We start from the raw sequence: 25,799 nt of genomic DNA on the forward strand, positions 1-25,799 counted from the left end.
GTTACTTATTTAATATCAATTGGTTATTTGCAATAGATCCAACTACTTTTCCTTTCATTGGTTTGCCGATTGCCATGGAGTTTTTACTGGAGCTAAGGATCTGATCTTCTGAAAATTTATAAGCGTCATCTGTAGTAAAAAGAGAAAGGTTGGCAGGTTGTTCAACTTTCAATTCTGGCTCTTTTATTCCGAAAACTGATCTTCCTTTTGTTAGTAGTTCAATGGTATCTTCAATACCTAAAAGTTCGTTCAGCATACCAAAGGTGCTTTCTAGACCTATTGTGCCAAAACAAGCATTATCAAACTCCACATGCTTAAGTTCAACATTCAATGGTGTGTGATCAGATGTTACAAAATCTATAGTTCCGTTTTTTACTCCTTTTTGAAGTGCCTTTATATCTACTGCCGTTCTCAGTGGCGGCATTACTTTATATTGTGTGTCAAAATCTTCAAGAGCTTCATCGGAAATAACTAAATTGTGTACCGCTACACTACAGTAAACCTGTAGTCCTTTTTTCTTTGCATCTGCGATTAACTTTACTGAATTTGCTGTTGAAATGGTAGGTATAAATAATTTTCCGCCGGTATACTCTAAAATAAATAAATCTCTCGCAATCTGTAATTCTTCCGCTAGGGTTGGTATACCTTTTAAGCCAAGTTTGGTACTTGTAATTCCTTCGTTTACGATACCTTTTCCCGAAATACTTGTATCCATGGGAAAAGAAAATACTAAGCCGTCAAAATTTTGAGCATATTGTAATGCAATTTTTAAAAGATTGGCGTTGGTTAAAGGGTGTTTATAATCATAAAATCCTATTGCGCCAGCATTTTTCATGTCATAAAGTTCCGCAAGTGCTTGGCTTTCACCTTTTACGGTTAAATTACCTAAAGGATGCAGTTTTGTTAAAAAATCTTTTGCAGCATTTTTTAAATAAACAATATCAGATGATGAATCTGGCGTAGGGTGGCTACTGGTATTTAAAATAATATCTGTAAAACCACTTTTTGCAGCAGTTAACAATCCATTTTCAATAGTCTCACGCTCCTCATAACCAGGCTCCCCAAAACTTACACCGCTATCAAACCAACCCAATGAAACATGCAAGTTTTTTTCATTGATTATATTAGTTTTCCCTTTAGGTTCTATGGAAGTTTCAATGGCCGCAATTACCCCATTTTTAATTAGGATATCTCTTTTTTTAAGGTGCAGACTCTTAATTTTGCTATGTACTATCGTTACTGATTTTAAGAGTATGTTCATAGGTTTGTGGGCGGTTCGTTACTAGTTTATTTTAAGAATTTTTGTAGTACTGTTTCAATGAAAACAAATGCTAGTGCTAAAATAGCAAACCATTTCCAAAACTCGTTTATGGCATTGTTTTTTTGGTTTTCAATAAAGTAATTAGACAATGATGTTTCACTGTTAGCTAATGGTAGTTGAGTGTAAAGTAATTCGCTTTCCTTTCTATTATCATTAAAACTAATATGTCTTATAATGTTATTATTATGTATAATAGTATAAATTCCCGCTTCTTTTGGATTCTCTATAAAACTGATTTGTACTTTTTTTGGTAAAACCTGCTGTTGCGGTATAAACTCATTTTCCTTGTTCGCTATTTTAATAATATCGTCTTGCTGAAGGGTAATAGGCAAATCAATGGAAATTTCATCACCTAGCGTACCATATAATGGTAACAGTTTTAAACTATTTATACCCATGTTGTAAAAGGTGGGTACAATTAAAGGCGAGTTTCTAAAATTAGAATTTTCATCATTTAATGCTGCAGAAAAGAAATAGGCATTATTGCTTCCCGATAAAAAAGGGGCTTTGTTTTGAAATTCTAATGCAACAGAAGCGTTAGTTGTTAACTTATAAAGCTGTTTAACTTTTGGGAATTGAAAATCGGAAACCTGTTTTTCAAATACATTAAAAAATAATGGATGTTCTATTTTAACGGTTGATATTGGAATTTCTTGATTTATACTAGTTGAATAGGTAGTGTTGTATGCCGATGCTAATTCGTTGTAAGTTGAGATATCACCATCAATTGCAGGTATTAAAACAAAACTTCCACCATTGGTATTTAATAATTTTATTGAAGCTATAAGCGAGCTAGATAATTTAGGAATCTCATTAATAATAATCAAATCTTGATTTTCAATAGTACTATAGTTTAATTGAGATAGCGTGCTTGTAGTAATATTGAATTCATCATTAGCGTAAATTCGATTTAAAAAATTTGATGGAATAGTGCTGATTACTAGGACGTTAATTTTAGGTTTTTTGTCGATGTTGAAATAAAATTCGTTGTCATAATTTAATCCGTTATCGGTAATGGCGATTTTTCCTAAAATAATATCTTTAGCATTTATCGTAAACCGGACTTCGGCCTTTTTATTTTTATCGAATTTAGCGGCGGTTTTAGCAATCAACGTTTCTTCGTTATATAGTGATACAGGTATAGTTTCTTCATTGGAATTGGTAGCTAATTGAGCAACAATTTCAATTGTTTCTGTAGTACTGTTACTTACAAAAACCGAATCAATGGCTGTATTTATTATAGTACTTGTTAATGGTTTAATATAACTTATGTTGATGGTATTGGTTGAGTCTATTACAGCTGGAATACCCATTCGTTGTTGAAAATCACTTATAATAACAAGATTTTTCTGTGCAAAATTATTATCGGAAAAGTAAGTATTGCCCTTTAAAATTAGTTCAGAAAAATCTAATTGTTGTGAGGACGTCTCAAGGTTTAATAAGTCATTTTGTATGTCTTTTATGTTTACCCCTTTAAACTCCTGTTTATTAGTAAATAAAGTAAATTTTTCATTTTCAGGAATGTATTTAATGAATTCTTGGATGGCATTTTTAAAAAGGTTGCCGTTATCAATTCTTGCATCCATACTATAAGAATCGTCTAGATAGAAAACCGTTTCTTTTTCTTGTAATGCAGTTTCATTTGCTAAAAAAGGTTGAGCAAAGGCTAGTACTAAGGCGGTTAGTAGGCCTAGTCTGGTAAAAAGTAATAGCCATTTTTTTAAGGTGCTACTTTTTCTTGATTCAGAAACTACCTGTTTTAAGAACTTTACATTGGTAAAAGGTGTTTTCTTAAAACGACGTAATTGAAAAAGATGAATTAATATAGGAATGATAAGAAGTAAAAGACCCCAAAGAAGTTCTGGATATTTGAATTGCATTCCTGTAATTGATTAAGCAAAGATAATTATTTAGTATGTATAAGGTTCTAAGTAAGTAACTATTATTTTGAAAATTGAAATTTCTTTAATCAAGCTCTTATGAGATTTAGCAGAAAAAGAAATACGCTTTAGAGTCCTTTAGTTCTAAATTTGTAAAGAAAGCTCTAATGCTTATTTGTTCTTCTTCATTGGCTACGGTAATGATACTTATTGGGTTTTCAATTTTTTTAAGTTCTGAATAATGCGATAGTATTGTCCCATAAATATCTTTTCCAATTTTCTTGGGATTATCACAAACCCAATAAAAAGGAATGTTTTTTTGTACTAAGGACTTGGCTATCGTTTTTCCCTTTTTGCCAGCGCCCCAAACCACTAGGTTATGGGGTAATTTGTATTCTAATTTTAAGAAGTAGCGAAGTTTTATTTCCAAAAAATAGTTTTGTGCATAATGCTCACTAGTCCGTGATGTTCTGTTATCATAATCTCGCCAGTAGTGTAGGGTAGTGGTACAGGGTATACATTTTAATTTTGCTTCATAGAAACGAAATGCAAGGTCGTAGTCTTCGGGATAAGTGTTGGGGTTAAATGCGCCACAAATATCAAAATCGGTTCTATGCACCATCCAGCAAGGCGAAGGTATTACACATTCTTTATAGATTTCATCAAAGTTTGTTCCTTTGGAGGTTAATCCATTCAACCATTTCTCATATCTGTCATAACCATCATTTACCCCGTTTTTAGAGAAGTATTTTACCTTACCAATAGCGAGACTTCCTTTTCCATTATGGTGTAATGAAGTAACCATTATTTGTATCCGTTCTGGCGCCATATAGTCATCGGCATCCATTCTGGTAATATACTTACCCGTACTATTAAGGTATGCTTTACGTAGCGCTGTAATGATACCCAACTCGTTGTTGGTTAGGATTTTAAAGCGATTATCTGCTGCGGCAAATTTAAGTGCAATTGCCAGACTGTTATCAGTAGAACCATCATTTACGGCAACAACTTCCCAATGTTCATAGGTTTGTAAATGAATCGATGTTAAACATTCCTCAAAATAATCTGCTACATTTTTAAAAGGAATTAAAATACTTACTAAGGGTTTTGTCATATTGGGAAGGTAATAAATAACTGAAATTCAACCTTTTTAATTGTTCGGAATTTATGATGATTTTCATTGATGAAAAATAATTAAGAAAAGGTTTTAATAGCTAAGAAAACCTTTATATATTTGCACCCGCATTCAGGGAATACCTGATGAGGCACTCAGGAGAAATGGCAGAGTGGTCGAATGCGGCAGTCTTGAAAACTGTTGAGGGTCACACCTCCGGGGGTTCGAATCCCTCTTTCTCCGCGGAAAGTCCTATAAACGGCAACAAAAACCCTCTAAATCATTGATTTAGAGGGTTTTTCATTTTTATTGATTTCATTTAATACCATTTACTTACAAACAAAAAGGGCAGCATTCGGTGTCACTTTTATTCTCTTCTCAACTGACACCGAATGAATCATAAACAATTGATATTATGATACTTATGTGTGTTTAGGTTTGTTTTTTATTTCTTACATTTAAGTGAATCAAAAATAAATTAGGTGTCACTTTCATTATCAATACTATTTTATATCAAGAAAAGCAAAGCAGATTCAACTGGTAAATCGAATATTTACCTAAGAATTACTGCTGAAGGAAAAAGAGCTGAATGTAGCATATATAGAAAAGTTAAGTCTGATCGTTGGAATCCTAAATCTCAGCGAGCTCTAGGTAACTCAGCAGATGCAAATGAAATTAATCGACAAATCGATTTAATAAAAAATAAAATATATAAAATACAGCAAGAGTATTTAGTTAATGATAAGAGATTCGATGCAGTTGACCTTCGTGATGCCTATTTGGGAAAAGGAAAAGCTCTTAAAATGCTCTTAGAAATTTTCCAAGAGCACAACGATAAAGTAGAAAGTCTTATTGGAAAAGATTTTGCCTCAGGCACGGCAGAACGGTATCGAACTTGCAAAAAACACGTTGCAGGGTTTATAAAGCAGAAATACAAGAAAAATGATATTCCTGTACAGCAAGTAGACCATAAGTTCATTACTGGTCTTGAATACTACCTTAAAACTACTCGCAAGTGCGCTCATAACTCTGCTATTAAGTATATCACCAACTTTAAAAAGATTATCCGAATTGCGCATGCTAATGATTGGATAGACAAAGATCCTTTCTTACATTGGAAAGCCAAACTTAAAATTGTGGAGCGTGAATTCTTAACAGAAGAAGAAATTCAGCGAATCATCGAATTGGATTTTAAGATTGAACGTCTTGACCAGGTTCGTGATATTTTTATCTTTTGTTGTTTTACAGGTCTGGCCTATGCAGATGTTAAAAAACTAAATAAAGTTGATATTGTTATAGGTTCTGATGGTGAGGAATGGGTTAAAACAAAACGCTCTAAAACAGATACCAGAAGTAATATTCCCATTCTGCCTATTGCTAAAGTAATTATCGAAAAGTATAAAGACAATGAGCTACTGAAAGAAAAAAAGTTAGTACTTCCTGTATTGAGCAATCAGAAAATGAATGCATATATAAAAGAGATTGCAACATTGGCCGGAATCACTAAAAATCTAACTTTTCATTTAGCACGACATACTTTTGCGACCACGGTTACCCTTACAAATGGTGTACCGATAGAATCAGTCAGTAAAATGCTAGGTCATACCAATCTTAAAACCACGCAACATTATGCTAAGATTTTAGATATGAAAGTGAGTAAGGATATGGAAGTTTTAAGGAATAAGTTTAAGTGATTTTTTTATCGTAACGAGGGTAGAAATGTTGAAAAATTACCTTCGTTTTTACGATGTGGGTAAAACTTACGCTCGCTAATTTTAATTTTTTATCACAAATTTTTCTTTAAAATGATAATCATACTGCGTATAATCTGCGCCAACCCATTCAGACTAAAAGCTTCTCATTATTTTTTATCTCTCATTTGCTTTAGATGATTGACATAGCCAGAAATTGGACTAGTCCTTTTTGGTTCTTCTAGGTTAAAATTATTCTTAGCAAAAATCTTAGCTATTATTTGCCAGTTTTCTGTTTTCCATTTCTTTAGTTTAATGTAGGTGTAGAATTTTCTTGCTTCCATTTCTGGCCAATCATTTTTTTTAAAAAATAAAAAAACTTCATCTTCATTAAAAATAGCTAAGGCCTTTTTATTTAAGTTTTCTTTTGTTTTTAGTTTATTATAAGGTACCAAATTTTGGCTGGGTTCTGGAACGCACTTGTCCAAATTTTGGACTTCCTGTGTACCAGTAGTTGTCCCATTTTTGGGACACACTAAAGTTATTTTAATTTTAGAACCTATCAAGGGATGATATGATGGGTAATACGTAAGATATTCCCAATTATGAAGGTCATGTAAATGATTATGATAGGTTGTTTTAGATTTGATTTTCGCTCGTTCCATTATTATTTCCCGATTGATTGTCAGGGTTTCTGCGAAAAATTTACGATTCCATAAATGAAAAAATGCTAGGTATAAAGTGATATGCCCTTGCTTAATACGTTCATCATTATAAAACGTTTCCAAGACGGTGTTAAAATGTGCGATGTAGTTTACCTTCCCCATTAGTCATCAGTGCTTGGGTATTTGCTTTCTTGAAAACCTGCCTTGCTTATGGGAAGGCCTTTTTCCTTATCTCTATCCGTATATTTTTTTTCTAATATTAGTTTTTTCTTGGATGGTTCAACTTGCTCAAAAAGAGATTGCAGCATTGCAACAGTAGGTTTGGTTTGGGTCTTTTCAATGTCTTTCATTATGGCAATCATTCCATTCATTCGTTTTTTAATAAGTAATGAAATGCGCTTTTCAAGAGTTTCCATACTTGGACCAATTGACTCAGCCGGTGAAATTTTATTTTCATTGAAAAAATCCATCATTAGAAGTAATGTCATTGATTGTGATTTCGACAACATTTTACTAAATTTTCTAAATTCAAGAGCTACCGATTTTTTAATCTTTAGTGTTTCAAATTTTTCTTTTTTAAATCTCTTATCCATAGTTTTTAGTAAAATAATTACCTGTTAATGGTGGTCTTTGAGTGTTTTTAGTAAAAAACAGCGTTTTATATAAAAAACCATAAACTCAGAAATCTCTCCTAGGTCCTATAAACATTAAGTTAATAGGTGAAATCGTATAACCGAAACATCGCGTAGCGTGTTACCCTCTTGCTATTCCGATTCCTTCATTTCATTTCAGAATTTCACTACTTTTCAACCATAGTTGAAATGCTATTCGAGATTCTTTTTAAGCCTTTTTTTTTAGTAATAAAGTGAAGTTAATTATTTATAAATAACTGTTAATCAATTAAATAAAATAATTTTAATATTCATTATAGATGGTTTTATTTGATGTGATTTGGTATGATTTTTCTATTAAAATCACCTACTTATTATATCTTGAGCGTTTTCCTTTTCTTTTGGTATTAAATTCTATGTATTCTTTTAGTCACCCAATTTATTTGTGGTAAAATGATTCAGATTAGAGCTCAATTCAATATCATTCACTTACTTCCCATAGCGCCATCGCCGTTACCTTTTCGGTAACTGATGCTAAAATTGTGAGAGAGTAAGAACTTATAAAAGTGAAGCCTGCCCTGAGCGCAGTCGAATGGGTGAGCGAACGATTATGCAGTTCGTCTCGGTCAGAATTTTTTTCTTTGTGTAGAAAAAGGTTGTAGTAATCGTTTTACTAGGCGAACGCTGTCGCTTTTTCTGCGACAGGGTTCAAGATTGTTTAGTGAACCTCTTTTCTCGGAATGTAGCTTTTCGCAAAATGTAGAGGAAAGGGGTGGAGCGGGTTGTGATTATCGACTGCTCTGGTTTTTGATTAAGATTTCAGGAGAGTAGGTTAATGCTATCAACATATTAATCCATAACAAAAATTCTATTTCTATTTAGATTTAGGCAACAAGCTTTCATGAAACTTCATCAAATTATTAAATTGTTTCCAAAATTTTTTACTCTGCTTTTTGATAACATCCTTACCATCATTTAAGGACTTCATACTTTCATTCGCTTTATAAATATAACTTAGGTAATTACCCCAATAATATTTTTTCGTACGCTCATAGTTAGTTGGGTCGGTTTTAGACGGGTGGTATATTAATTTTCGGTTCGCACCTCTATGTGTAAAACGTTTATACAACCTTGATTTAAACAAGCTTTTATCAGGATTCTTGCTATGAATTGCCAATGAGGTAGATTTTTTAAATGATCTTTTCATTGATCTATAAAATTTAGAGAAACCAGAATTTTTAATGAGAACTCTTTGACCATCGAATGAAAAACCTAAATACTCTAAACATTTATTATAATTATGGTCTTTGAAATCTTCATCAATTTCGAACCCCTTAAATACACCATCTATTTTCTCAAATCTGTATAAAGCAGTTTTTGAAGGATGTATTTCTAGTTTTGCCAAATTCTTGACTTTATCTCTTATAAATTTCAATATTTCATCTTCATGTTTTTGCTCACATACTATTATTAAATCATCACTATACCTTTGATAATAACCACCTATGGCTTCAACCTTATTATAAACTTCTTGGTCAAAATCTAACATATAAACATTAGCTAAAGTTGCGCTAATTGGACTACCTTGTGGAATACCTTTTTTATTTCGAGCAGAAATAACCAAATTCAAATTATTTTGTAAAAATTCTTTTTTAGTGCAGTAAGCAATTGCATTTTTCTCCTTGAAATAATGATTGGATTTTATACCAATTCTTTTAATTTCTTTTACTTTAGAAGAGTTAGGCACACCTTTTTCCACCAGCATTGTTCCTTTATAGCTGTTGAATAATTGATCTCCTTCTACATAATGTAATTTAGTTAAGGCCTTAAAAACGTTAAAGTGATGTTCAGGTAATGTTTTTTTATCAAGAACTTTGCACCATTGCTTTTTCAATATTTTATGGTCTAAATTGTCAAAAAACGCAGTAACATCTGCGACAATAGCGGAGAGTTTTACGTTTTCATTTTTTTTAATAAACTCAAAAGTACTTTTTGCAAAATCTATATTACATTTATTTTTATCAGAACCGGTTTCTATTGGTATTTTTCTATACGCAACTATGGAATGATTGAAGTTTTTAACTTTCAGAAGTGCCTCATATTTATCGCTTAGTAAGTGGTTGTAGTATGAAAACACTATGGAATCCAGATGAGATGCATAATATATATGTCTAACTTTTGGTTTTTTTATTATCCGCATACGTTCACCTTTTTTGTTTCTATCTAGGTTAACTGTATCCGCCCGATATTTCCGACTTATTATACACTTGTGAATTAAGGGTAAAAAACTGTGTTCTTTAATACATTTTTCATCTTCCACATATTCTTTTATCCATTTGTAATCCTTATTGGATAAAGGTTCTCCTATATGTGGATATCGTTTTAATTTATACCAATCTTCAGTTTCCATAATTTAAAAATAGGGCCAGATACTATTAGTAGCAGGTTTGAAATGTACATGCCTTTCGAAGCTTTCACTCAAATTGAGCTATTGCGACGCTACTCTTTTCAGGTATAGAAATTGTTATCTTTGTAGAAACCATCTTAAACATCATTAAAATGCTTGGACAATTAAACAGTAAACACAACTTCAGGACACCAAAGGTATTGACACCGTTGGCAACCATCTCCATTTCTGCTATTACAGGCAGATATTTGGAAAATGGTATTATCCTTCCAATCTAACTTATATCTTAGAAAGTTTAACGGAGTAAAACGTAACATTCCGACCTTCTGGCCCATTTTATAATTTTTTAATAATTACTTCTCTACTTCTCTACTTCTCTACTTCTCTACTTCTCTACTTCTCTACTTCTTTACTTTTGTTTTCTTCCACTCCCGCTCCATCTCAAACTCATACACTTCTACACAATTATCACACAATGGCTCATTTATTTCAGTATTTGTTTCCATACCACATCTATGGCAATACTTCTCTTCGTAATCAGGGTTTTTAAATTTATTCCATTCCAAAAAGCACTTCGAACAAAAAGGCTGATTTGGGTAAAATGAAATTTCTGTGTTTGAGCACCTAATACAGTAACCATGCTTTGTATTACAGAAATCATGAAAAGATTTAAAAGTATTTATATCTAGCACCTCTCCATTAATAAAAACAGTCTTGGCATTAGCTTCAAGAATGAATGGTCGTTTGGGAATTATATTTTTTATTCTTTCAATATCAATATTGCTGTCTTGGCCTAAGAAAATACCTTTTAAAAGATATTCTAAGCACTCAAAATACATTTCGTCATCTTCTTCTCTATTTATATCTACACCTATCTCATAATTATGGTTAGATGATTTGGTTAAATTCATGGTTGAGATTACCCCAACTTCTTCGTTGATATAAAATTTTGCATGTAAATTTTTAACTGCAACGAATTCTACATTAGGAAGGGATTTTAAAAACTCCCTGGAGCCGTTTGAAATACCTGATTTAAAATTCGATTTATCTGATTGTCTGTACACAATTATTTTAACTACTTCGGACTTTAAGGAATTAAATGCCTTCATCATGTCCTCATCTAAATCTATATATGGAGAAACTATAAACACAAATTTATTAGCGTTTCTTATTTCAGATTCAATTGCATGTCTTAAATCTCTATCGGTAATCAGTTCTGCCATATTTTAATATTTCTTCAATTTAACAGATTCAGCATCATAATAATAATCACTAACGCTACCATCTTTTATTTTACTAACCATTTCATCAATAATAAAAATAGGTACTAAGAACCATTCATTCGGTTTAACAGGCTTTCCAAAACGGTCTTTAATTTCAATATCTAATTTAGCTGAATAGAAAAACTTATGAATGATGTTTTCTAATTTCACTCGGTTTATGTTCGCTAATTTATAAGTTGCCACAACTTCTACCTCTGCCATGAGAAAAGTAGGGTCGTTTTTTGCATTAGAAATACGTTTTTTAACTTTGCCACCGGTAACTCCTATTTTATGGACGACGTCTTTATTTTCTTTAACTATAGGGTTATTAGAGAAGCTACGCAAAACGTAAATTGTTCCACTTTCTTGGTCATCTTCACTAGTTTCATCTGAAAACAATGGACCTAAAGATGTATCTGTTATAAATCTACTAGTCTCATCTTTATACATTGCTCTAATCAATGATCGAAGTAAAATATTACTTTCTGTACCATTAGAGTATATAACACGTAAACGTGCATCATCCTCTCCGTTTGGAGCTTTAAAGGTTTCCCCAATTTCGGCTATATGTGCTATCTGTCCACCTACAATAAGAAACTGTGCTTGCCTTAAGCTTGTTTTGGTAAATCCTGCATCTTTTCGAAACCTTATTGTTTCTCTTAAACCCGTATCAATCTCTCTTTTTATTTGTTCAAAAAAAGGTTTAAATTTTTCAAAGTCTTCACATAAAGTTCTATTAGCAAACTCTTCAACTGCTCTTTTTTCTGCACGAGTCTTAACGTGTTTAAGATTTGTTATTGAGTCTTTTTCTGCCTCAACTCCTAAAAGATTTAATAGCTCATCATCATCTAAATCATCTGATATTTCAATAGTTTTTTTAAAATTACCAGATAAAACATTTTGATAATCAATGTCTTTTAACAAATCAATAAACTCTTGTTTCTCTTTAATTTTTTCTAGTCTAACTGCGTATAATCTTTCAAAAATATCATTTTCTTCACCGTGAAGAGGTAGTCGTTTGTGCTCTTCAATAAATTTTTGAATCTCCTCAAAACCTGCAATAACGCGTTCCTCTAAGGCTGTAAATATGGCTTTCTTTTTAACTTCTACCTCTACTCCTAAAGCCGCTAACAACTCATCATCCTCAACCGTGAATTTGTCTTTCTTAGCCATTTTGTTCTTCTGATTTTTTTCTTGCTAAATAAGCGATTGCTTGTGCCATTTTTTGCTCATATGGGTCAGCAGATTTTATATCCGGTAATCTACCTCTTTCATTTTTAAATTTTAAAGCTCGCCTAGCTAAGATCCTTGCATCTTCTATTGACATATTTGGCTTTTTAGCTGATATTACTTCTGCCATTGCCTTTAAACTTTTTTCATTCATTGACTTTGAAAGGATTGAGTATGCTTCGCTAAAAGGATTAATACTATCTATCCAATCTACATCTAAATGCCTAACATCTAAAGCGAATTTACGTATACCATCGATTAAAGAAGTATTCGTTTTGATATTGTCTTCATTACCAGTATTAATGGCTTGTTTAGCCATTTGAGTAATATTTAAAGCAGCTACAGCATGTTGTCGTATTGCTTCAATATCTTCATCATCAATCTCTGGATATTTTTCCTTAATAATTTTACCTAATCTTACTTGAGTTAATTCTTGAGGAACTAATTCTTCATCAAATAAACCACGACCAATTGCTTCTTTATCTTGCGCAAAAGCAGCAATGACCTCGCTCAAATCTTCTTTGCAAATTCGCTTAGCATCTTCTCCCTCTGGCATAGCTAAGCCTTTAATTTCTACTTGATATTCTCCCTTCTCTTCATTCCATCCTACATTTTCTTTATTCGGGTCGTAACCACCTTCACCATAATCATATCCATCTTCTGGATTATTTTGAGGGTTTTTAGGTGTAAAGTTCATTTTAGGAATTAAAACTTGTTCCATTAACAAACTTGCAGATATTGCCTTTAAAGTATCATTTACTGCATCTGTTACAGAGTCTTCAGTAGCATCCACTTCTGCTATTAAGTTTGTAAATCTTGCATGAGTTTTATTAGGCGCATCACGTGTGGCACGTCCAATAATTTGTACAATCTCTGTTAAACTAGAACGATACCCAATTGTTAATGCGTGCTCGCACCATATCCAATCAAAACCTTCTTTAGCCATCCCTAAAGCAATAATAATATCTACATGATCACGATTACTTTTGATTTCGGACATTCTAAGAGCAGCCTGAACTATAGGACGTTTTGATGGATCATCATCTACTAGGTTTGCCACTTTAATTATTTTGCCTGAATTTGTCTTTATAAGATTAAAACCAGTAGATTCTTCAATCCCTTGCCATTCACCTAATTCATTTAATATATTATCTACTTCTTGTTGTTTAAATCGGGTACCACCAATACTTTCTCTTGAATTGACATTAGGAATATGTATGATTGTTTTTTCCTCTGGATTTAAAACTTTAGTAATGTCATCTGTATATGCTCCACTATAAAAGTAATATCCAATATTCAACGTTTTTAAATACTCGTAACCACTTAATTGCTCATAATAAGTATAAGTTACGGGCACAAACTTTAACTCATCATCTGGCATTAAAACAGGATTTGCGTCTCCTCTAAAATAAGAGCCTGTCATTGCTACAATATGTACTTTATCCCTTTCAATAAAATCTTTAAGCTGAGAACCAAGTACATTATCTTCACTTGCACTTACGTGATGAAATTCATCTATAGCAATAAGTCTATTATCAAAAACATCTATACCAAAGCGCTCTACTGCAAAACGTAATGTAGCGTGAGTGCAAACTAAAACTTTATCTGTACTTTCTAAAAAGGCTTTTACTGATTTTACCTTACCACCATCTTCACCTGGTGAATTACATAAATTCCATTTTGGTGTCACTTCCCAATCATAGTAAAATCCATAATTAGACAATGATTCATTATTAAAACTAGAACCTATTGATTTTTCCGGAACAGCAATTATAACTTGCTTAATATCTTGATTGTTTAGTTTATCTAAAGCGATAAACATTAAGGCACGACTTTTACCAGATGCAGGTGGTGATTTAATTAATAAATATTGTTCACCTCGTTTCTCATAAGCAAGCTCTTGCATTGCACGCATACCTAACTCATTAGACGTAATAGAGCTGCCGTTATTATTATAATTTACTGTTATAGTAGGTATGTTTTTTTCTTTATTCATTGTCTTATTTTTCAGAAGTCATCTTAGTATAGAGTTGAAATAATTTTTCTAAACGCTCCGTATCGTTTTTAAATTTACGACCTATGTAAATACGTTCCAGCACTTCATCATTGCGTTTATGCGCTTGGCGTAAATCTTCTGGCATTTTATCTGGATTATATAAATCTGCAATAGTTGCAGGGAAATGGCGCTCCCTAGAAATTAATATCTCTTCTACGCAAGTTGTTAGGTCTTCCTTATTTTTTTTTGTCAAAGTTGGTATTGGAAAGGTGTTCCAACCAAGTGTATTTGAGTAATTAAAGTCGGTTCTGAGCTTGCCACAGATAGAGTCAATCCAAACATAATGCAATTTTGATACTATAATTGCAAAATTCCATAACGCAGCATTAAACAAAGCAAAATTTCGGTTTGTGATTATATTACCAGGCTTTAAAAAACCACAAGGTAAAATATTGCGATTTCCCGAAGAAACGGCTGGAACAACAATTAATAATTCATTGCCATTTTGTCTTTTTTCATCAAAACGATGTGGATAATCTGCCCCCTTTTGAGTAGCAGCTTTTTTACTTGCTAATCGCATTTCTTTAACAGCTTCTATCCTGTCATTAATTTTTCTAATACGTTTTGCAGTATCGATATCTTTATCATTAATCCATAGGCAATATCTTACTTTGTCCGATATAAGTTCTGAAGAGCCATATATTCTTTTTACATATTTGACTTTTTCTGTCTGGCTCAGTTTTAAGGATGTTAGCTCATCTTTATCAAGTAACAGATTTCCTCCATCTACAGGTTTACTGCCAAACGTCATCTCATCAACACCAGAAAGAGGCTTTGATAATTTTCGAACTATTACATCTTGACCATCGATCAAGTATGCATTTATAAAATTCACTTTCTTTTCTACTGTTTCATTGCTATCATTAATGGAGAAAAGTCTATTATAATTACTACTTGATTTTGAGATTCCAACAATAATTACCGTTACACCCGCATTATAACTGGCAAGATTTGCCCATTTAAAAGATGTATGTGCAAAATTTATTTTATGTCCAGCCTTAAAGATTATTGGCCATAAAATGGGTACGTGTTGACCTTGGCAAATAGAGTTAGTCGAAACGAATGCGGAGGCTGCATCAGTATTATTAGCAAATTCTGCAGCTTTCATAAACCAACCACTTACATAATCAAGGGTTTTCCATTGTTTTGTGTATTTAGAAAAAATGGATTCTAAATCTGCTTTTTGCTCTTTGGATTGCCAAGTAGAGCCAAGATATGGCGGGTTTCCACAGATATAAGTTTCGCCGCCTTCATTATCAAAATCTATTTCGGCTTGATCTAATGGTGTAGAAAACAAATCGTCTCCTAATAATTTTACTCCAGTTCCCATTGGTGGGCATACTGACAACCAATTAATTGTTAATGCATTCCCTTTTGTAATCCAATTTTGGGCATCTAGTGGCAAAAACTCTGCAAGTGCAAGACTCTGACCTCTATATAAAACATCACATTGGTATTCAGCTATAATTAATGCTAAGCGTGCTACTTCTGCTGAAAAGTCTTTTAATTCAATACCCCTAAAGTTAGTTAATGGTATTTCACTTGCTTTATTTTTTTCTCCTCGTTTTAGGTTAATCTCATTTTCAATTTTACGCATTTCTTTATACGCAATCACTAGGAAATTACCAGAACCACAAGCAGGGTCAAATACACGTATACGAGCCATACGGTTGCGTAGATTTAGTAATTTTCGACTGTTATCTTCTGCCTTTTCTAAGTGCTCACGTAAATCATCTAAAAACAATGGATTTAACACCTTTAATATATTTGGAACAGAAGTGTAATGCATCCCTAATGAACCACGTTCATCTTCGTCTGCAACAGCTTGTATCATTGACCCAAATATATCTGGGTTAATTTGCTTCCAATCTAAACTACCTACATGTAACAAATAAGAACGTGCTATTTTGGTAAACTTAGGCACATCAATAGAACCTGAAAAAAGCTCCCCATTTACATAGGGGAATTTTTTACCCCAAACTTTTATTTTTTCTTCATCACGATTTTCGAGTTTAGTATCCATCGCCCTAAAAATCTCACTAATAACCTCGTGAGTATTAGATGCATTTGAATCACTAATTTTTTGAACGGTATCTGTAAAAAGGTCGTCTTCTCTAAATATATCTGTATCCTCAGCAAAAAAACAAAAGATTAAGCGTGCTAAAAAGTGGTTCATGTCTGGACGTCGCTCTATACTTGTCCATTCGGGATTATGTTCTAATAACTCAACATACAATTTATTTAAACGACTGGTTGCTTTTATATCAAATGCGCTTTCACGTATTTGTTTTACTGTGGTAATATTTGCTAGAGAAAGAAAAAAGCCAAAATAATTATGAAAATCTTCATACTCACAAGCTACAGTTTCACCACTAAATATGTTTTCAGCCTGAAAATCTAATCCATCTGTTGCCAAAATATATTCTGCTTTACTTTTAGTGGTTGAAGGACTTTTACGAAGTACATCTAAAGTTTCAGAAACTTTCCCTTTTTTACAAGTTGCAATATGAATGTTATTTCGTTGTAAAATAGCACCATCAACATCTGTTTTATTAGAAGAACCGCTTCTTAACTTCTTTATAGTGGTATCTTTATTACCAAAAGCCTCTAAAAAGAGAAAAGGAAATTCTTTAGCTTCAAAGGGCTGTAGGGCAAGTTCTGATACTGCTTCTTCTATTTCTACTGCGTTCATAAAATTGTAATACTTCGTTTAATTAATTTAAACATATAATTACTAGGAAGCTAAAACTCCGTACATGTGATGCTTTGAATAATTAAATTTTCCAAGGAATCATCTCGATTGTCTAAAATATGACGAATAGAATTACCTATCATACCAACTTCAGAACTTCCTGTCCTAGCACCGTTAGCAGTTTTCCAAATAATTTTAAGCCTTACATTATTGGCAGAGTTATTTGTAACCAAATAGGCCTTATAACTTCCTATTTCTGCCACTTGCACGTCTACACAAAAATCATATTTTCCGAGGGTATAAATACCTATGTGAACTTTGCCATTAATTTGTTTGAAGTCTATTGTCTTAGGAAAAGCATTACCAACACCGGCTACAACGGCAATAAAATCTTCAATATTCTCAGCATCAGTTTTTAGTTGTTTGAATTCTAAAATTTCTTCAGGAGAAAAGTCTTCTGATTCTTTTAAAATCTCTTCTATTTCATCGGCAATGTCTTCTGCATCATCTTTTAACTCTTCACACGCGTCCTCATCCATTATTGCTTCTTTAAAATCACCTATGATTCTGGAAAGATTTCGATTGAAGTCGTCGGGGCTTTGAAAACCTGAACACGGGATTAAAAAACTTAGAAAAAATAAGGTGATTAAAGTTTTCATTTATTTTATTTTGGTCATTAGTTCATTTTTAAGCCACCCAAAAGCAGCTTCGTGATTGTATTCAATTTCTGGTCGCAACAAAGCTTCCATATCTCCTGTAAAATTAGGGTCGTTCTCTTTTTCCTCTATATTCATTAAAAACTCTTTTCTACTTGGTGTTTTGTCCACGGAGAACTTCATGTATTCATTAAAGCATTGGATGATAGCATCATGGTCTAATTTCAAATTCAATCTAGAATAATCTAAATCAAACAAATCGCGACCTTTGCTACGTTGGTATAATGCCCTAAGCTTAGTACCTAAAAGTTCATTGATGTTGTACGTTCGAATATTAGCGCTTCCTTTAAACCAATCGCTTTGCACCTCAAAAGGAAATTCAACCCATGGTAGTACATTAAAATGCTCTTTACAATTAATTTCTAATTTTAAGCGCAGTCTAATACCCTCATATTCAGAAGTAAAACGATATAATGCTTTTGCTCCATGTCCTCCGATTTTAGTGCTTCTTTTTTCTTCAAAAAATGTAATGACTTCATTGAGACGTTGCATTATTGGTTTTATTGGACCTTCTTTAATTTGAACCAAATCGATATCTTCAGAATATCTTGGCGCAGGATTTAGATACAATTTATGCAAAGCAGTTCCACCCCTAAAGGCTAGATTTTCTCTTAGAAAATTATCAGAGAAAATTTCTACTAATGCTCTGCTAATTACAAGGTCTTGTTCTACTTGATAAAACTGTTTCCAAGGGGCTTGTTTTTGCCATTTTGCTATGTAGGGCTTTGGAATCATAAATCGTTTTCCAGTTTTATATTCACATCAACTTTCCAGTGATTATTAATGGCTCCAGGTCTCTCTTTTGATTTTGGACTCAATAACACCGGATAGTATTTTGATGCCTTTAAGCATTCCATAATTGGTACATATAAATTAGATTCAACTTGTAGTGCTGACTCTAACAAAAAACCAAAACGTTGTAGGGTGCTTTTGTGAGGATACCAACTTAATAAGTCGTTTATGTCTTGAACGGTAATCTCTTCTGATAACTCTTCTAGAATGGCTAACATTCTATTAATTCCACCCAACTTAGTTTGATGACTAATTAAATCTGCAGCGGTTAGCGCTGGACTTGAAATTTTAAAAATACCTGCGTCCGATTTTTTTTCTAAAATGTTTTTTGTTGGCCATTTTGAAGTTGTAAAAAAATGGATGTCCAGCGATGATTTTTTAATGTTAGGAAATTGGTTATCCGTCATCACATATTCCCGTTGCACTTGTTGATGTCCTGCACCGTGAAATTTTGCAGCGGAATAAAAGCCCAGGTAATACTTACTATCCAAATAGTTAAAAAGTTTATCTGCAAATAATTGTATAGGAAGCTGTTCTTGTTTTGAATATCTTGGTGGAATGATTAGGTAAAATCCTTTTCTTAGATTTATAATTTCCTTTTTTGTTACCAATCGAGAGAGCTCTCGCGTTAAAGCAGTTTCTGTTTTATGACACTTTTGTATAAGTTCATCCCAGGAAAATGAGTACTCTTCAACCGATTGTAATTGCTTTATGTAGTCTGAAATATCCAATTCAAAAGTAATATTTTTAGAAAGATACCACTTTATGGTATTAATCTCATTATTTTACTATAATATATTTAAATTTAATCAATATTAAGGATTGCCTACTAACACGAAATAATATCAATTTAATATGAGAATCCTCTTCATCTGCTCCGCAAATAAGCAACGCTCTAAAACGGCTGAGGATTACTTTGCTTCAAAATTTCCAGAACACGAATTTTTGAGCGCAGGAACAAATAGTAAAATTTGCAGAAAAGAAGGTACGACTGAACTAACTGAAGTTTTATTAGAGTGGGCTGATAAAGTCTATGCTATGGAAAAGAAACATCTTGACCAGATTCAAAAGCATACTGGGTCGAAATATTATACGAAAGTCACGGTTTTAAACATTCCAGATATTTATGGATATTATGACAAAGGGCTATTAAAGATTTTGGACGAGAGAATCATGCTTTAAAACTACCAATATAATGGTCGTTTCATGCCTTAAACTGTGATATCTACCAGTATAGTGGTAATATATTGTTGGTTAGATCTATAGATTAGAAGTCATGATTGAACAAAATAGACTTAAAGGGGCTTTGAAAAATATAATTTGCTCCCTTTTCTGCCGATTTGAACCCATGGATAGTATAAAACTGCCTATACTCCCAAACTTTTGTTAAATAGGGGCATATTTGGTGGACGTATAATTTGATGCGGCTATTAAGCCCTTAAAACAATGGCAAAATGAGATTTTGGTTAGTTCCTCTTTCTCCGCATAGGAATTTCTAAATTCTGTTCAAAGCCTGTAAACAATATGTTTACAGGCTTTTTTTTGTCTTCATTTAAAGTATTTAATATCCAATTTTTAAATACTGATTGTTTTCAAATGACGGAAAGTTTCATAAAGGAATAGGGAAATGTTTAATTCATTAAAAATTAAAAATTATTTTGTTTAATGTTATTTAAAATTAATTAAACATTTTGTATTTTTACTATTAAATTCTAGAAACTAATTTCTAAATATTAGAAAGCAACTATGTTCGGATTATTCAAAAAGAAAACAGAGAAAGAAAAATTACAAACTCAATATGAAAAGCTTTTAAAAGAAGCGCACACTTTATCTACTACAAATAGGAAGATGAGCGACCAAAAAACTTTCGAAGCAGAAGAAATAATGAAACAGCTGGAAAAGCTGTGATACTAAGTTCTATTTAAAATGGCAGAGGATAAAAAACCCGATACTGTAGTTTTCAATAATGAGTCCAAAAAATATGATGCAGCTCTTAAACCCTATGCAACTTCTGTTGGTGCACCAGTAATAACACCTACCGATACTATTGCTTGGAAAAATAGAAGTATCAATAAAATAAATCACAAGTACAAAACAAAATACTTAGAACTTAAGGCCGAGTACGAAACAATGATGCAGGAGTTCCAATACAACAAACTTGTATTGAATGCAACTATTTCGTTTGAACCTATTGTAGGCGAACTATATCATTTATACAAGAAAGAGAATGGGGAATCCTTTCTTTCTATTATAGAACCAGAACAGTGTAAATTTAATTTTATTGGTAGTTTTTATTTTAATGCAGACCAAATTTGGGAGAAATTATAGATTAAAATGGGTGACACAAAACAATTTACAGAGCGAGAACTAGATCGCATTATTGAAATGGCTTGGGAAGATCGCACACCTTTTGAAGCACTATTATTTCAATTTAAAATACCTGAAAAAGAGGTAATTAAAATTATGCGAGGTAATCTTAAAGAATCTAGTTTTAAGCGTTGGCGCAAACGCGTTAATAGTGGTGTTAGTAGTAAGCATTTAAAAAAGCGAAGTGATGAAATCACACGTTTTAAATGCACCAGGCAACGTGCCATTTCAGGAAATAAAATAAGTAAGCGTTAATGAAGTTCGCAACTCATACTCCTGTTCATTTTCCTACTAATTTCGGGGCTATTTTAAATAGAATTGCAGCAATTGATCCTATTAATTATGGACCTACACGAAATTATATTGATGGTGCGGTAAGTTATTTATCACCCTATATCTCGCGTGGTGTAATTTCTACAAAATTTGTATATGAACAATTATTAAGCAGAGGCTTTCACCCTGGGCCTTGTATGAAATTTATCCAGGAACTTGCTTGGCGAGATTATTGGCAACAAGTATGGATCGCTAAAGGTGACGCCATAAACACGGATATAAAACAAGCACAAACACCTGTACATACGACTAATATATCCAGTGCCATTGTTCATGCAAATACGGGAATAAAAGTTATTGATAATGCTGTAGACCAATTGTACACTACAGGATATATCCACAATCATTTACGTATGTATTTGGCATCTATTGCTTGTAATATTGCTCAAAATCATTGGAAAACTCCAGCGCAATGGATGTACTATTATTTATTAGATGCAGATTGGGCAAGTAATGCTCTTAGCTGGCAATGGGTTGCAGGTGCTAATAGCAATAAAAAGTATTATGCAAATCAAGAGAATATAAACACCTTTTGCTACAGCAACCAAACCAATACTTTTTTGGATGTTTCTTATGACGAATTCGAAAGCTTAGACGTACCTGAAATCTTAAAAACTACCGAAGTCTTTAATTGTATTTCATCATTACCACCAAAAACGAACATCGTTGTAAACGAAGAATTACCCACTTGTATTTATAATTTCTACAATTTAGATCCTATTTGGAAAAATGACATATCGGCAAATCGTATTTTTATATTGGAGCCATCACATTTTAATCAGTATCCTATTTCTAAAAACACGATAGATTTTATTTTAAATCTTGCTAAGAATATAACAGGTATTCAAATATATGTAGGCGAATTTAATGAGCTACTATGTGATTATAAGCACCTAAATATATATTTTAAAGAGCATCCGCTAAACAAACACTATAATGGTATTGAAGAACCTAGGGATTGGATGTTTAATGTTCACGGTTATTACCCTTCATTTTTTGCTTTTTGGAAAAAATGTAAAAAGCAAATTCATTTTTGAACAAGGAGCCTTTAAATATTGTTTGGTTACAACGTGATTTTAAATCGCAAGACCATCGGCTTTTATTTAAGGCTGGGCTTTCTGGTATCCCTTATCGTATTATATATTTGTGTGAGCACTCACTTGTTGAATATTCCATTACTAGCCCAAGATATTTACAGTTTATTTATCTTTCTATCTTAACATTAAATAGAATACTGGCTCCTTTTAATAGAAGGGTCGCTATTTTGTGTATAAACTATAGCCATGGATTACCCTTTCCCAATCGTGAAATTACAAGAAGGCCAGGTTTAACAAGAGATAAAATATGGGACACAAAAAGCGTATTTCTTTATTAATAGACAAAAAACGAATAGTGAATAAACACATAAATAAAAACTAAATGATGTATACCAAGGAAGCTATAGAAAACATGGACCGTATTACAAGGTTAAAATTATTCAATGCTATTTCGGGTATAAAATCTGCAAATCTTATTGGGACTATTGGTACTAACGGAACTACTAATTTGGCTATCTTTAACTCAGTAGTTCATATAGGTAGTGACCCCGCTCTTGTGGGATTTATCTCTAGACCACAAACCTCTGAAGTTGGCCATACGTTAAGGAATATTCAAGAAAACGGACATTATACGATAAACCATGTGCATCCTGAATTTATTAAAAATGCCCATTATACCTCAGCAAAGTTTGAGGCACACCTATCAGAATTTAAACAGTGTAAATTAACCGAGGAGTATACTAAAGGTTTCCAAGCACCTTTTGTAAAGGAAAGTACATTTAAAATGGGTGTGCTGTTTAAAGAGGCGATAGAAATTAAGCTAAACGGTACCTTTTTGGTAATTGGCGAAATTGATCATGTTATGTTACCTAAAAATTCTTTTGTTGATGATGATATTAATTTAGAGCTTACAAAGAGCGTTGGTGTTTCGGGGTTGAATACTTATTATTCTTTAAAGAAACTTGAAAAACATCCTTTTGTAAGAATACATGAAGTGCCTAAATTTTTAGAATGAAGAAACAACACCTACCTCAAAAAATATGTATCGTATGTGAGAAACCCTTCACCTGGCGAAAAAAATGGGAAAAGAATTGGGAAGAGGTAAAATATTGTAGTGAACGTTGTAGAAGAAATAAATGAATAAATTAAAGATAACTTCAAATTTCCGGTCACGCTATTATATTAAAATCGAAAGTTTATTGTTTATAGGCTTGCTCCAAAAAATTAAGGTCCCATTTTAAGAATACTTTGTGCCTATTTTGGGATGTTTTTAAAAGTTCACCTGATAATAGAAAATTAAAAATTTTTACTCACTATCGAAATCTTGATTTAAAGCCTTGTGTGCTGGCCGTTAGGTAGTTTACTCGATAATCGAGATTTAAAAGCTCCGAGGTTTGCCTCCAAATGAAAGTATTTCTTCCGATAAATCCCTCATAGGCTGGCCCTAAAGGAGTTTACTCGATAATCGAGATTTAAATGCTCCGACGCATGCGTCGAAATATTAATTATGTTTTCAATTCAATGCCTCGCGGGCTTGTCCCGAGGTTATTTACTGTTTTTTGTTTAGATTCTTTGATGTCTTAAAAAGTTGCATGAAAGTAAGCGTAAGAATCAACGTCGTGGCAATTCCCATTATTGCAACAGTAAAGAATACCATACCTTCAAGATTTAAATTTTCGAATCTATTTTCAAAGAGTTGCGTTAAAAAATCTGTATTAATTTCAGTTGCATAAAAGGCAAAAAAGAGTGTAAATATAAGGGTGCCCATAAAACCAGTAATTAATCCCGTAGAAAATCCTTTGGCATAATTAAATTTTTGACCTTCTTCAAGAACCCGATATTTTATCGCCTCGTAAATTCCAAATCCTGTAATTACTACGTTGAATAGACTATAAAAAACTTGGGTATGAAGGTTAATCAAGGATAAGATTAAAAAATAAGCAATTAAGGAACCACTCGTTGCTAATCCAAAACGTATAGGTAAACTGAAATTTCTCATGACTTTTTAGGTATAAATTTATGATTAAAACTACTTGCTATTATGCTTGCCAAAATAGGAATCGCTATCTTTGTTTAAAGATATATCAAAAAAAATAAACAAAATTATATTTTTACGTATTTTCATTCAAAATGAAACAAATAAACCTCGTATTTCCACACCAATTATTTAAAGAATCTCCAATTTTTGAAGTAAACACAACTGTTTACTTAATTGAGGAATATTTATTCTTTAAGCACTATCCATTTCACAAACAAAAAATTGCCTTTCATAGAGCAACTATGAAAAGATATGCAAATTTTCTTCAAAAAAATAAAAATTTGGAGGTACATTATATTGAAGCCATAGCAGATAATTCTGACATTCGATTACTTATTCCTGAATTAAAAAGTAAAGGTGTTGAACATATCAATTATATTGACCCTACAGATAATTGGCTACAAAAACATATAAAAAAAGCGTGTTTAGATAACGATATATCAACTACAATTTATAACTCGCCCTTGTTTCTAAATAACAAAGAAGACTTATTGACTAGTTTTTTTAGAACGGGTAAAAAGAAATATCATCAAACTACTTTTTACACGGAACAGCGAAAAGAACGAAATATACTAATTGAAGCGGATGATAAACCTACAGGTGGTAAATGGACATTTGATTCTGAAAATCGAAAGAAATATCCAGCTAAGAAAACACCTCCTTCTATTCAATTTCCAGATGCGGATGATTATTACAAAGAAGCTAAAGCTTATGTGGAAAAGAACTTTTTAACTCATTTGGGAACTATTACGGAACATTCTTTATATCCAACTAGTTTTGAGGCCACTAAAGTATGGCTCGATCAATTTTGTGAGGAGCGATTTATAAACTTTGGCGCATTTGAAGATGCTATCGTTGCCGAAAATTCAATACTAAACCACAGTGTTTTAACACCTATGCTTAATGTAGGCTTAATTACTCCAAAAGAAATTATTGATATTTGCTTGAACTATGCTAAACAAAATAAGGTGCCTGTTAATTCTACCGAAGGCTTTGTGCGTCAAATTATTGGTTGGCGAGAATTTATAAGAGGTATTTATGAAGCTAGGGGTAACGAACAGCGTACGACGAATTTCTGGAAATTTAAAAAGAAAATTCCTGACTCATTTTATAATGGTACTACCGGTATTCCTCCTATAGATCAAACGATAAAAAAGGTTTTACAAACGGGATACTGTCATCATATTGAACGCCTAATGGTGCTAGGTAATTTTATGATGTTATGTGAGTTTGATCCGGACGAAGTCTACAAATGGTTTATGGAACTTTTTATCGATGCCTATGACTGGGTTATGGTACCGAACATTTATGGCATGAGCCAATTTGCAGATGGTGGTTTAATGGCAACTAAACCTTATATAAGCGGTAGTAACTATCTGATGAAAATGAGCGATTATATGAAAGGAGAATGGCAAGCGACCTGGGATGGTCTTTTTTGGCGTTTTATGCATACTCATCGCGATTTCTTTCTGTCTAATCCCCGCTTAAGCATGTTAGTACATATGTTTGATAAATTATCCAATGATAAGAAGCAAACGCATTTAGAAAATGCAGAAAATTTTTTACAAACTTTAAACTCGTAAAAAC

The 25,799-nt window shown here is 32.5% G+C and carries 24 protein-coding genes and 1 tRNA gene; 10 read left to right on the forward strand and 15 right to left on the reverse strand.

The window, feature by feature from the left end; genetic code table 11:
* Position 1: 1 nt before the first annotated feature.
* The 3 genes from BTR34_RS15240 to BTR34_RS15250 form a co-directional block, all read right to left on the reverse strand.
* Entirely contained in the window at positions 2–1,261 is a 1,260-nt protein-coding gene (locus BTR34_RS15240; RefSeq protein ID WP_068483332.1) for a dihydroorotase, read from the reverse strand.
* A 26-nt stretch (positions 1,262–1,287) separates the two neighbouring features.
* Positions 1,288–3,201, reverse strand: coding sequence for a BatA domain-containing protein (locus BTR34_RS15245; RefSeq protein ID WP_068483329.1), 1,914 nt, complete (start codon positions 3,199–3,201; stop codon positions 1,288–1,290).
* 106 nt (positions 3,202–3,307) lie between these two features.
* Positions 3,308–4,315: a glycosyltransferase family 2 protein gene (locus tag BTR34_RS15250; RefSeq protein ID WP_068483326.1), complete on the reverse strand. Its 1,008-nt coding sequence runs from the start codon at positions 4,313–4,315 to the stop codon at positions 3,308–3,310.
* Positions 4,316–4,473: 158 nt separating this feature from the next.
* Here BTR34_RS15250 and BTR34_RS15255 point away from each other — a divergent pair.
* Together BTR34_RS15255 and BTR34_RS15260 are read left to right on the forward strand one after the other, a co-directional pair.
* Positions 4,474–4,558: transfer RNA gene (locus BTR34_RS15255), tRNA-Ser, on the forward strand.
* 239 nt (positions 4,559–4,797) lie between these two features.
* On the forward strand, positions 4,798–6,009 hold the full coding sequence (locus tag BTR34_RS15260) for a site-specific integrase (protein ID WP_068483323.1): 1,212 nt from the start codon (positions 4,798–4,800) through the stop codon (positions 6,007–6,009).
* 167 nt (positions 6,010–6,176) lie between these two features.
* On the opposite strand, the gene BTR34_RS15265 is transcribed toward BTR34_RS15260, so the two are convergent.
* The 11 genes from BTR34_RS15265 to BTR34_RS15310 all read right to left on the reverse strand — a co-directional run bounded on the left by BTR34_RS15265 (position 6,177) and on the right by BTR34_RS15310 (position 19,168).
* Positions 6,177–6,794 (reverse strand): hypothetical protein, encoded by a 618-nt coding sequence (locus BTR34_RS15265; protein ID WP_157483789.1) that lies wholly within the window; start codon positions 6,792–6,794, stop codon positions 6,177–6,179.
* 38 nt (positions 6,795–6,832) lie between these two features.
* Positions 6,833–7,264 carry a BfmA/BtgA family mobilization protein gene (locus tag BTR34_RS15270; protein ID WP_068483318.1) on the reverse strand — a complete coding sequence of 144 codons (432 nt, stop codon included), beginning with the start codon at positions 7,262–7,264 and terminating at the stop codon, positions 6,833–6,835.
* Between the two features lie 892 nt (positions 7,265–8,156).
* On the reverse strand, positions 8,157–9,692 hold the full coding sequence (locus BTR34_RS15275) for a reverse transcriptase/maturase family protein (protein ID WP_068483315.1): 1,536 nt from the start codon (positions 9,690–9,692) through the stop codon (positions 8,157–8,159).
* Positions 9,693–9,853: 161 nt separating this feature from the next.
* Positions 9,854–10,024, reverse strand: a complete 171-nt coding sequence (locus BTR34_RS18830; RefSeq protein WP_157483787.1) for a hypothetical protein — start codon at positions 10,022–10,024, stop codon at positions 9,854–9,856.
* Positions 10,025–10,090: 66 nt separating this feature from the next.
* A complete protein-coding gene (locus tag BTR34_RS15280) occupies positions 10,091–10,912 on the reverse strand; it encodes a phospholipase D-like domain-containing protein (protein WP_068483312.1) in 822 nt (273 codons plus the stop codon).
* A gap of 3 nt (positions 10,913–10,915) precedes the next feature.
* Positions 10,916–12,124 (reverse strand): GIY-YIG nuclease family protein, encoded by a 1,209-nt coding sequence (locus BTR34_RS15285; protein ID WP_068483309.1) that lies wholly within the window; start codon positions 12,122–12,124, stop codon positions 10,916–10,918.
* Positions 12,117–14,177, reverse strand: a complete 2,061-nt coding sequence (locus BTR34_RS15290; RefSeq protein WP_068483306.1) for a DEAD/DEAH box helicase — start codon at positions 14,175–14,177, stop codon at positions 12,117–12,119. The genes BTR34_RS15285 and BTR34_RS15290 overlap by 8 nt, the downstream gene beginning before the upstream one ends.
* 4 nt (positions 14,178–14,181) lie before the next feature.
* Positions 14,182–16,929 carry a class I SAM-dependent DNA methyltransferase gene (locus BTR34_RS15295; protein ID WP_068483303.1) on the reverse strand — a complete coding sequence of 916 codons (2,748 nt, stop codon included), beginning with the start codon at positions 16,927–16,929 and terminating at the stop codon, positions 14,182–14,184.
* A gap of 50 nt (positions 16,930–16,979) precedes the next feature.
* Positions 16,980–17,588 carry a hypothetical protein gene (locus BTR34_RS15300; RefSeq protein ID WP_068483300.1) on the reverse strand — a complete coding sequence of 203 codons (609 nt, stop codon included), beginning with the start codon at positions 17,586–17,588 and terminating at the stop codon, positions 16,980–16,982.
* On the reverse strand, positions 17,589–18,380 hold the full coding sequence (locus BTR34_RS15305) for a nucleotidyl transferase AbiEii/AbiGii toxin family protein (protein WP_068483297.1): 792 nt from the start codon (positions 18,378–18,380) through the stop codon (positions 17,589–17,591).
* On the reverse strand, positions 18,377–19,168 hold the full coding sequence (locus tag BTR34_RS15310; RefSeq protein WP_068483294.1) for a type IV toxin-antitoxin system AbiEi family antitoxin domain-containing protein: 792 nt from the start codon (positions 19,166–19,168) through the stop codon (positions 18,377–18,379). Before BTR34_RS15310 ends, BTR34_RS15305 begins: the two co-directional genes overlap by 4 nt.
* 124 nt (positions 19,169–19,292) lie before the next feature.
* On the opposite strand from BTR34_RS15310, the gene BTR34_RS15315 reads away from it, so the two are divergent.
* From BTR34_RS15315 to BTR34_RS15340, 7 genes are all read left to right on the forward strand, one after another.
* Positions 19,293–19,619, forward strand: a complete 327-nt coding sequence (locus BTR34_RS15315; RefSeq protein WP_068483292.1) for a phosphotyrosine protein phosphatase — start codon at positions 19,293–19,295, stop codon at positions 19,617–19,619.
* Between the two features lie 564 nt (positions 19,620–20,183).
* Positions 20,184–20,345, forward strand: a complete 162-nt coding sequence (locus BTR34_RS18835; protein ID WP_157483785.1) for a Lacal_2735 family protein — start codon at positions 20,184–20,186, stop codon at positions 20,343–20,345.
* Between the two features lie 18 nt (positions 20,346–20,363).
* Complete coding sequence (locus BTR34_RS15320; protein WP_068483289.1) at positions 20,364–20,765, forward strand: DUF2452 domain-containing protein; 402 nt, start codon at positions 20,364–20,366, stop codon at positions 20,763–20,765.
* Positions 20,766–20,771: 6 nt separating this feature from the next.
* Positions 20,772–21,059, forward strand: a complete 288-nt coding sequence (locus BTR34_RS15325) for a TIGR03643 family protein (protein ID WP_068483286.1) — start codon at positions 20,772–20,774, stop codon at positions 21,057–21,059.
* Positions 21,059–22,174: an FAD-binding domain-containing protein gene (locus BTR34_RS15330; RefSeq protein WP_068483283.1), complete on the forward strand. Its 1,116-nt coding sequence runs from the start codon at positions 21,059–21,061 to the stop codon at positions 22,172–22,174. Before BTR34_RS15325 ends, BTR34_RS15330 begins: the two co-directional genes overlap by 1 nt.
* Before the next feature lie 382 nt (positions 22,175–22,556).
* Positions 22,557–23,189 (forward strand): flavin reductase family protein, encoded by a 633-nt coding sequence (locus BTR34_RS15335; protein ID WP_068483280.1) that lies wholly within the window; start codon positions 22,557–22,559, stop codon positions 23,187–23,189.
* Positions 23,186–23,314 (forward strand): DUF2256 domain-containing protein, encoded by a 129-nt coding sequence (locus BTR34_RS15340; protein WP_068483277.1) that lies wholly within the window; start codon positions 23,186–23,188, stop codon positions 23,312–23,314. The genes BTR34_RS15335 and BTR34_RS15340 overlap by 4 nt, the downstream gene beginning before the upstream one ends.
* A gap of 409 nt (positions 23,315–23,723) precedes the next feature.
* On the opposite strand, the gene BTR34_RS15345 is transcribed toward BTR34_RS15340, so the two are convergent.
* Positions 23,724–24,173: a DUF4199 domain-containing protein gene (locus BTR34_RS15345; protein WP_068483275.1), complete on the reverse strand. Its 450-nt coding sequence runs from the start codon at positions 24,171–24,173 to the stop codon at positions 23,724–23,726.
* A gap of 131 nt (positions 24,174–24,304) precedes the next feature.
* Here BTR34_RS15345 and BTR34_RS15350 point away from each other — a divergent pair, with 131 nt between their 5' ends.
* Positions 24,305–25,795: a cryptochrome/photolyase family protein gene (locus BTR34_RS15350; RefSeq protein ID WP_068483273.1), complete on the forward strand. Its 1,491-nt coding sequence runs from the start codon at positions 24,305–24,307 to the stop codon at positions 25,793–25,795.
* Positions 25,796–25,799: the final 4 nt, after the last annotated feature.

It is taken from the genome of Maribacter hydrothermalis (assembly GCF_001913155.1).
GTDB lineage: Bacteria > Bacteroidota > Bacteroidia > Flavobacteriales > Flavobacteriaceae > Maribacter > Maribacter hydrothermalis.

Coding starts and splice junctions, on each gene's coding strand:
- BTR34_RS15280 (WP_068483312.1), bottom strand. CDS start 10,912: ATGGCAGAACTGATTACCGATAGAGATTTAAGACATGCAATTGAATCT.
- BTR34_RS15305 (WP_068483297.1), bottom strand. CDS start 18,380: ATGATTCCAAAGCCCTACATAGCAAAATGGCAAAAACAAGCCCCTTGG.
- BTR34_RS18835 (WP_157483785.1), top strand. CDS start 20,184: ATGTTCGGATTATTCAAAAAGAAAACAGAGAAAGAAAAATTACAAACT.
- BTR34_RS15340 (WP_068483277.1), top strand. CDS start 23,186: ATGAAGAAACAACACCTACCTCAAAAAATATGTATCGTATGTGAGAAA.
- BTR34_RS15295 (WP_068483303.1), bottom strand. CDS start 16,929: ATGAACGCAGTAGAAATAGAAGAAGCAGTATCAGAACTTGCCCTACAG.
- BTR34_RS15325 (WP_068483286.1), top strand. CDS start 20,772: ATGGGTGACACAAAACAATTTACAGAGCGAGAACTAGATCGCATTATT.
- BTR34_RS15270 (WP_068483318.1), bottom strand. CDS start 7,264: ATGGATAAGAGATTTAAAAAAGAAAAATTTGAAACACTAAAGATTAAA.
- BTR34_RS15290 (WP_068483306.1), bottom strand. CDS start 14,177: ATGAATAAAGAAAAAAACATACCTACTATAACAGTAAATTATAATAAT.
- BTR34_RS15245 (WP_068483329.1), bottom strand. CDS start 3,201: ATGCAATTCAAATATCCAGAACTTCTTTGGGGTCTTTTACTTCTTATC.
- BTR34_RS15300 (WP_068483300.1), bottom strand. CDS start 17,588: ATGAAAACTTTAATCACCTTATTTTTTCTAAGTTTTTTAATCCCGTGT.
- BTR34_RS15285 (WP_068483309.1), bottom strand. CDS start 12,124: ATGGCTAAGAAAGACAAATTCACGGTTGAGGATGATGAGTTGTTAGCG.
- BTR34_RS15330 (WP_068483283.1), top strand. CDS start 21,059: ATGAAGTTCGCAACTCATACTCCTGTTCATTTTCCTACTAATTTCGGG.
- BTR34_RS15335 (WP_068483280.1), top strand. CDS start 22,557: ATGATGTATACCAAGGAAGCTATAGAAAACATGGACCGTATTACAAGG.
- BTR34_RS15240 (WP_068483332.1), bottom strand. CDS start 1,261: ATGAACATACTCTTAAAATCAGTAACGATAGTACATAGCAAAATTAAG.
- BTR34_RS15275 (WP_068483315.1), bottom strand. CDS start 9,692: ATGGAAACTGAAGATTGGTATAAATTAAAACGATATCCACATATAGGA.
- BTR34_RS15350 (WP_068483273.1), top strand. CDS start 24,305: ATGAAACAAATAAACCTCGTATTTCCACACCAATTATTTAAAGAATCT.
- BTR34_RS15250 (WP_068483326.1), bottom strand. CDS start 4,315: ATGACAAAACCCTTAGTAAGTATTTTAATTCCTTTTAAAAATGTAGCA.
- BTR34_RS15320 (WP_068483289.1), top strand. CDS start 20,364: ATGGCAGAGGATAAAAAACCCGATACTGTAGTTTTCAATAATGAGTCC.
- BTR34_RS15345 (WP_068483275.1), bottom strand. CDS start 24,173: ATGAGAAATTTCAGTTTACCTATACGTTTTGGATTAGCAACGAGTGGT.
- BTR34_RS18830 (WP_157483787.1), bottom strand. CDS start 10,024: ATGGGCCAGAAGGTCGGAATGTTACGTTTTACTCCGTTAAACTTTCTA.
- BTR34_RS15315 (WP_068483292.1), top strand. CDS start 19,293: ATGAGAATCCTCTTCATCTGCTCCGCAAATAAGCAACGCTCTAAAACG.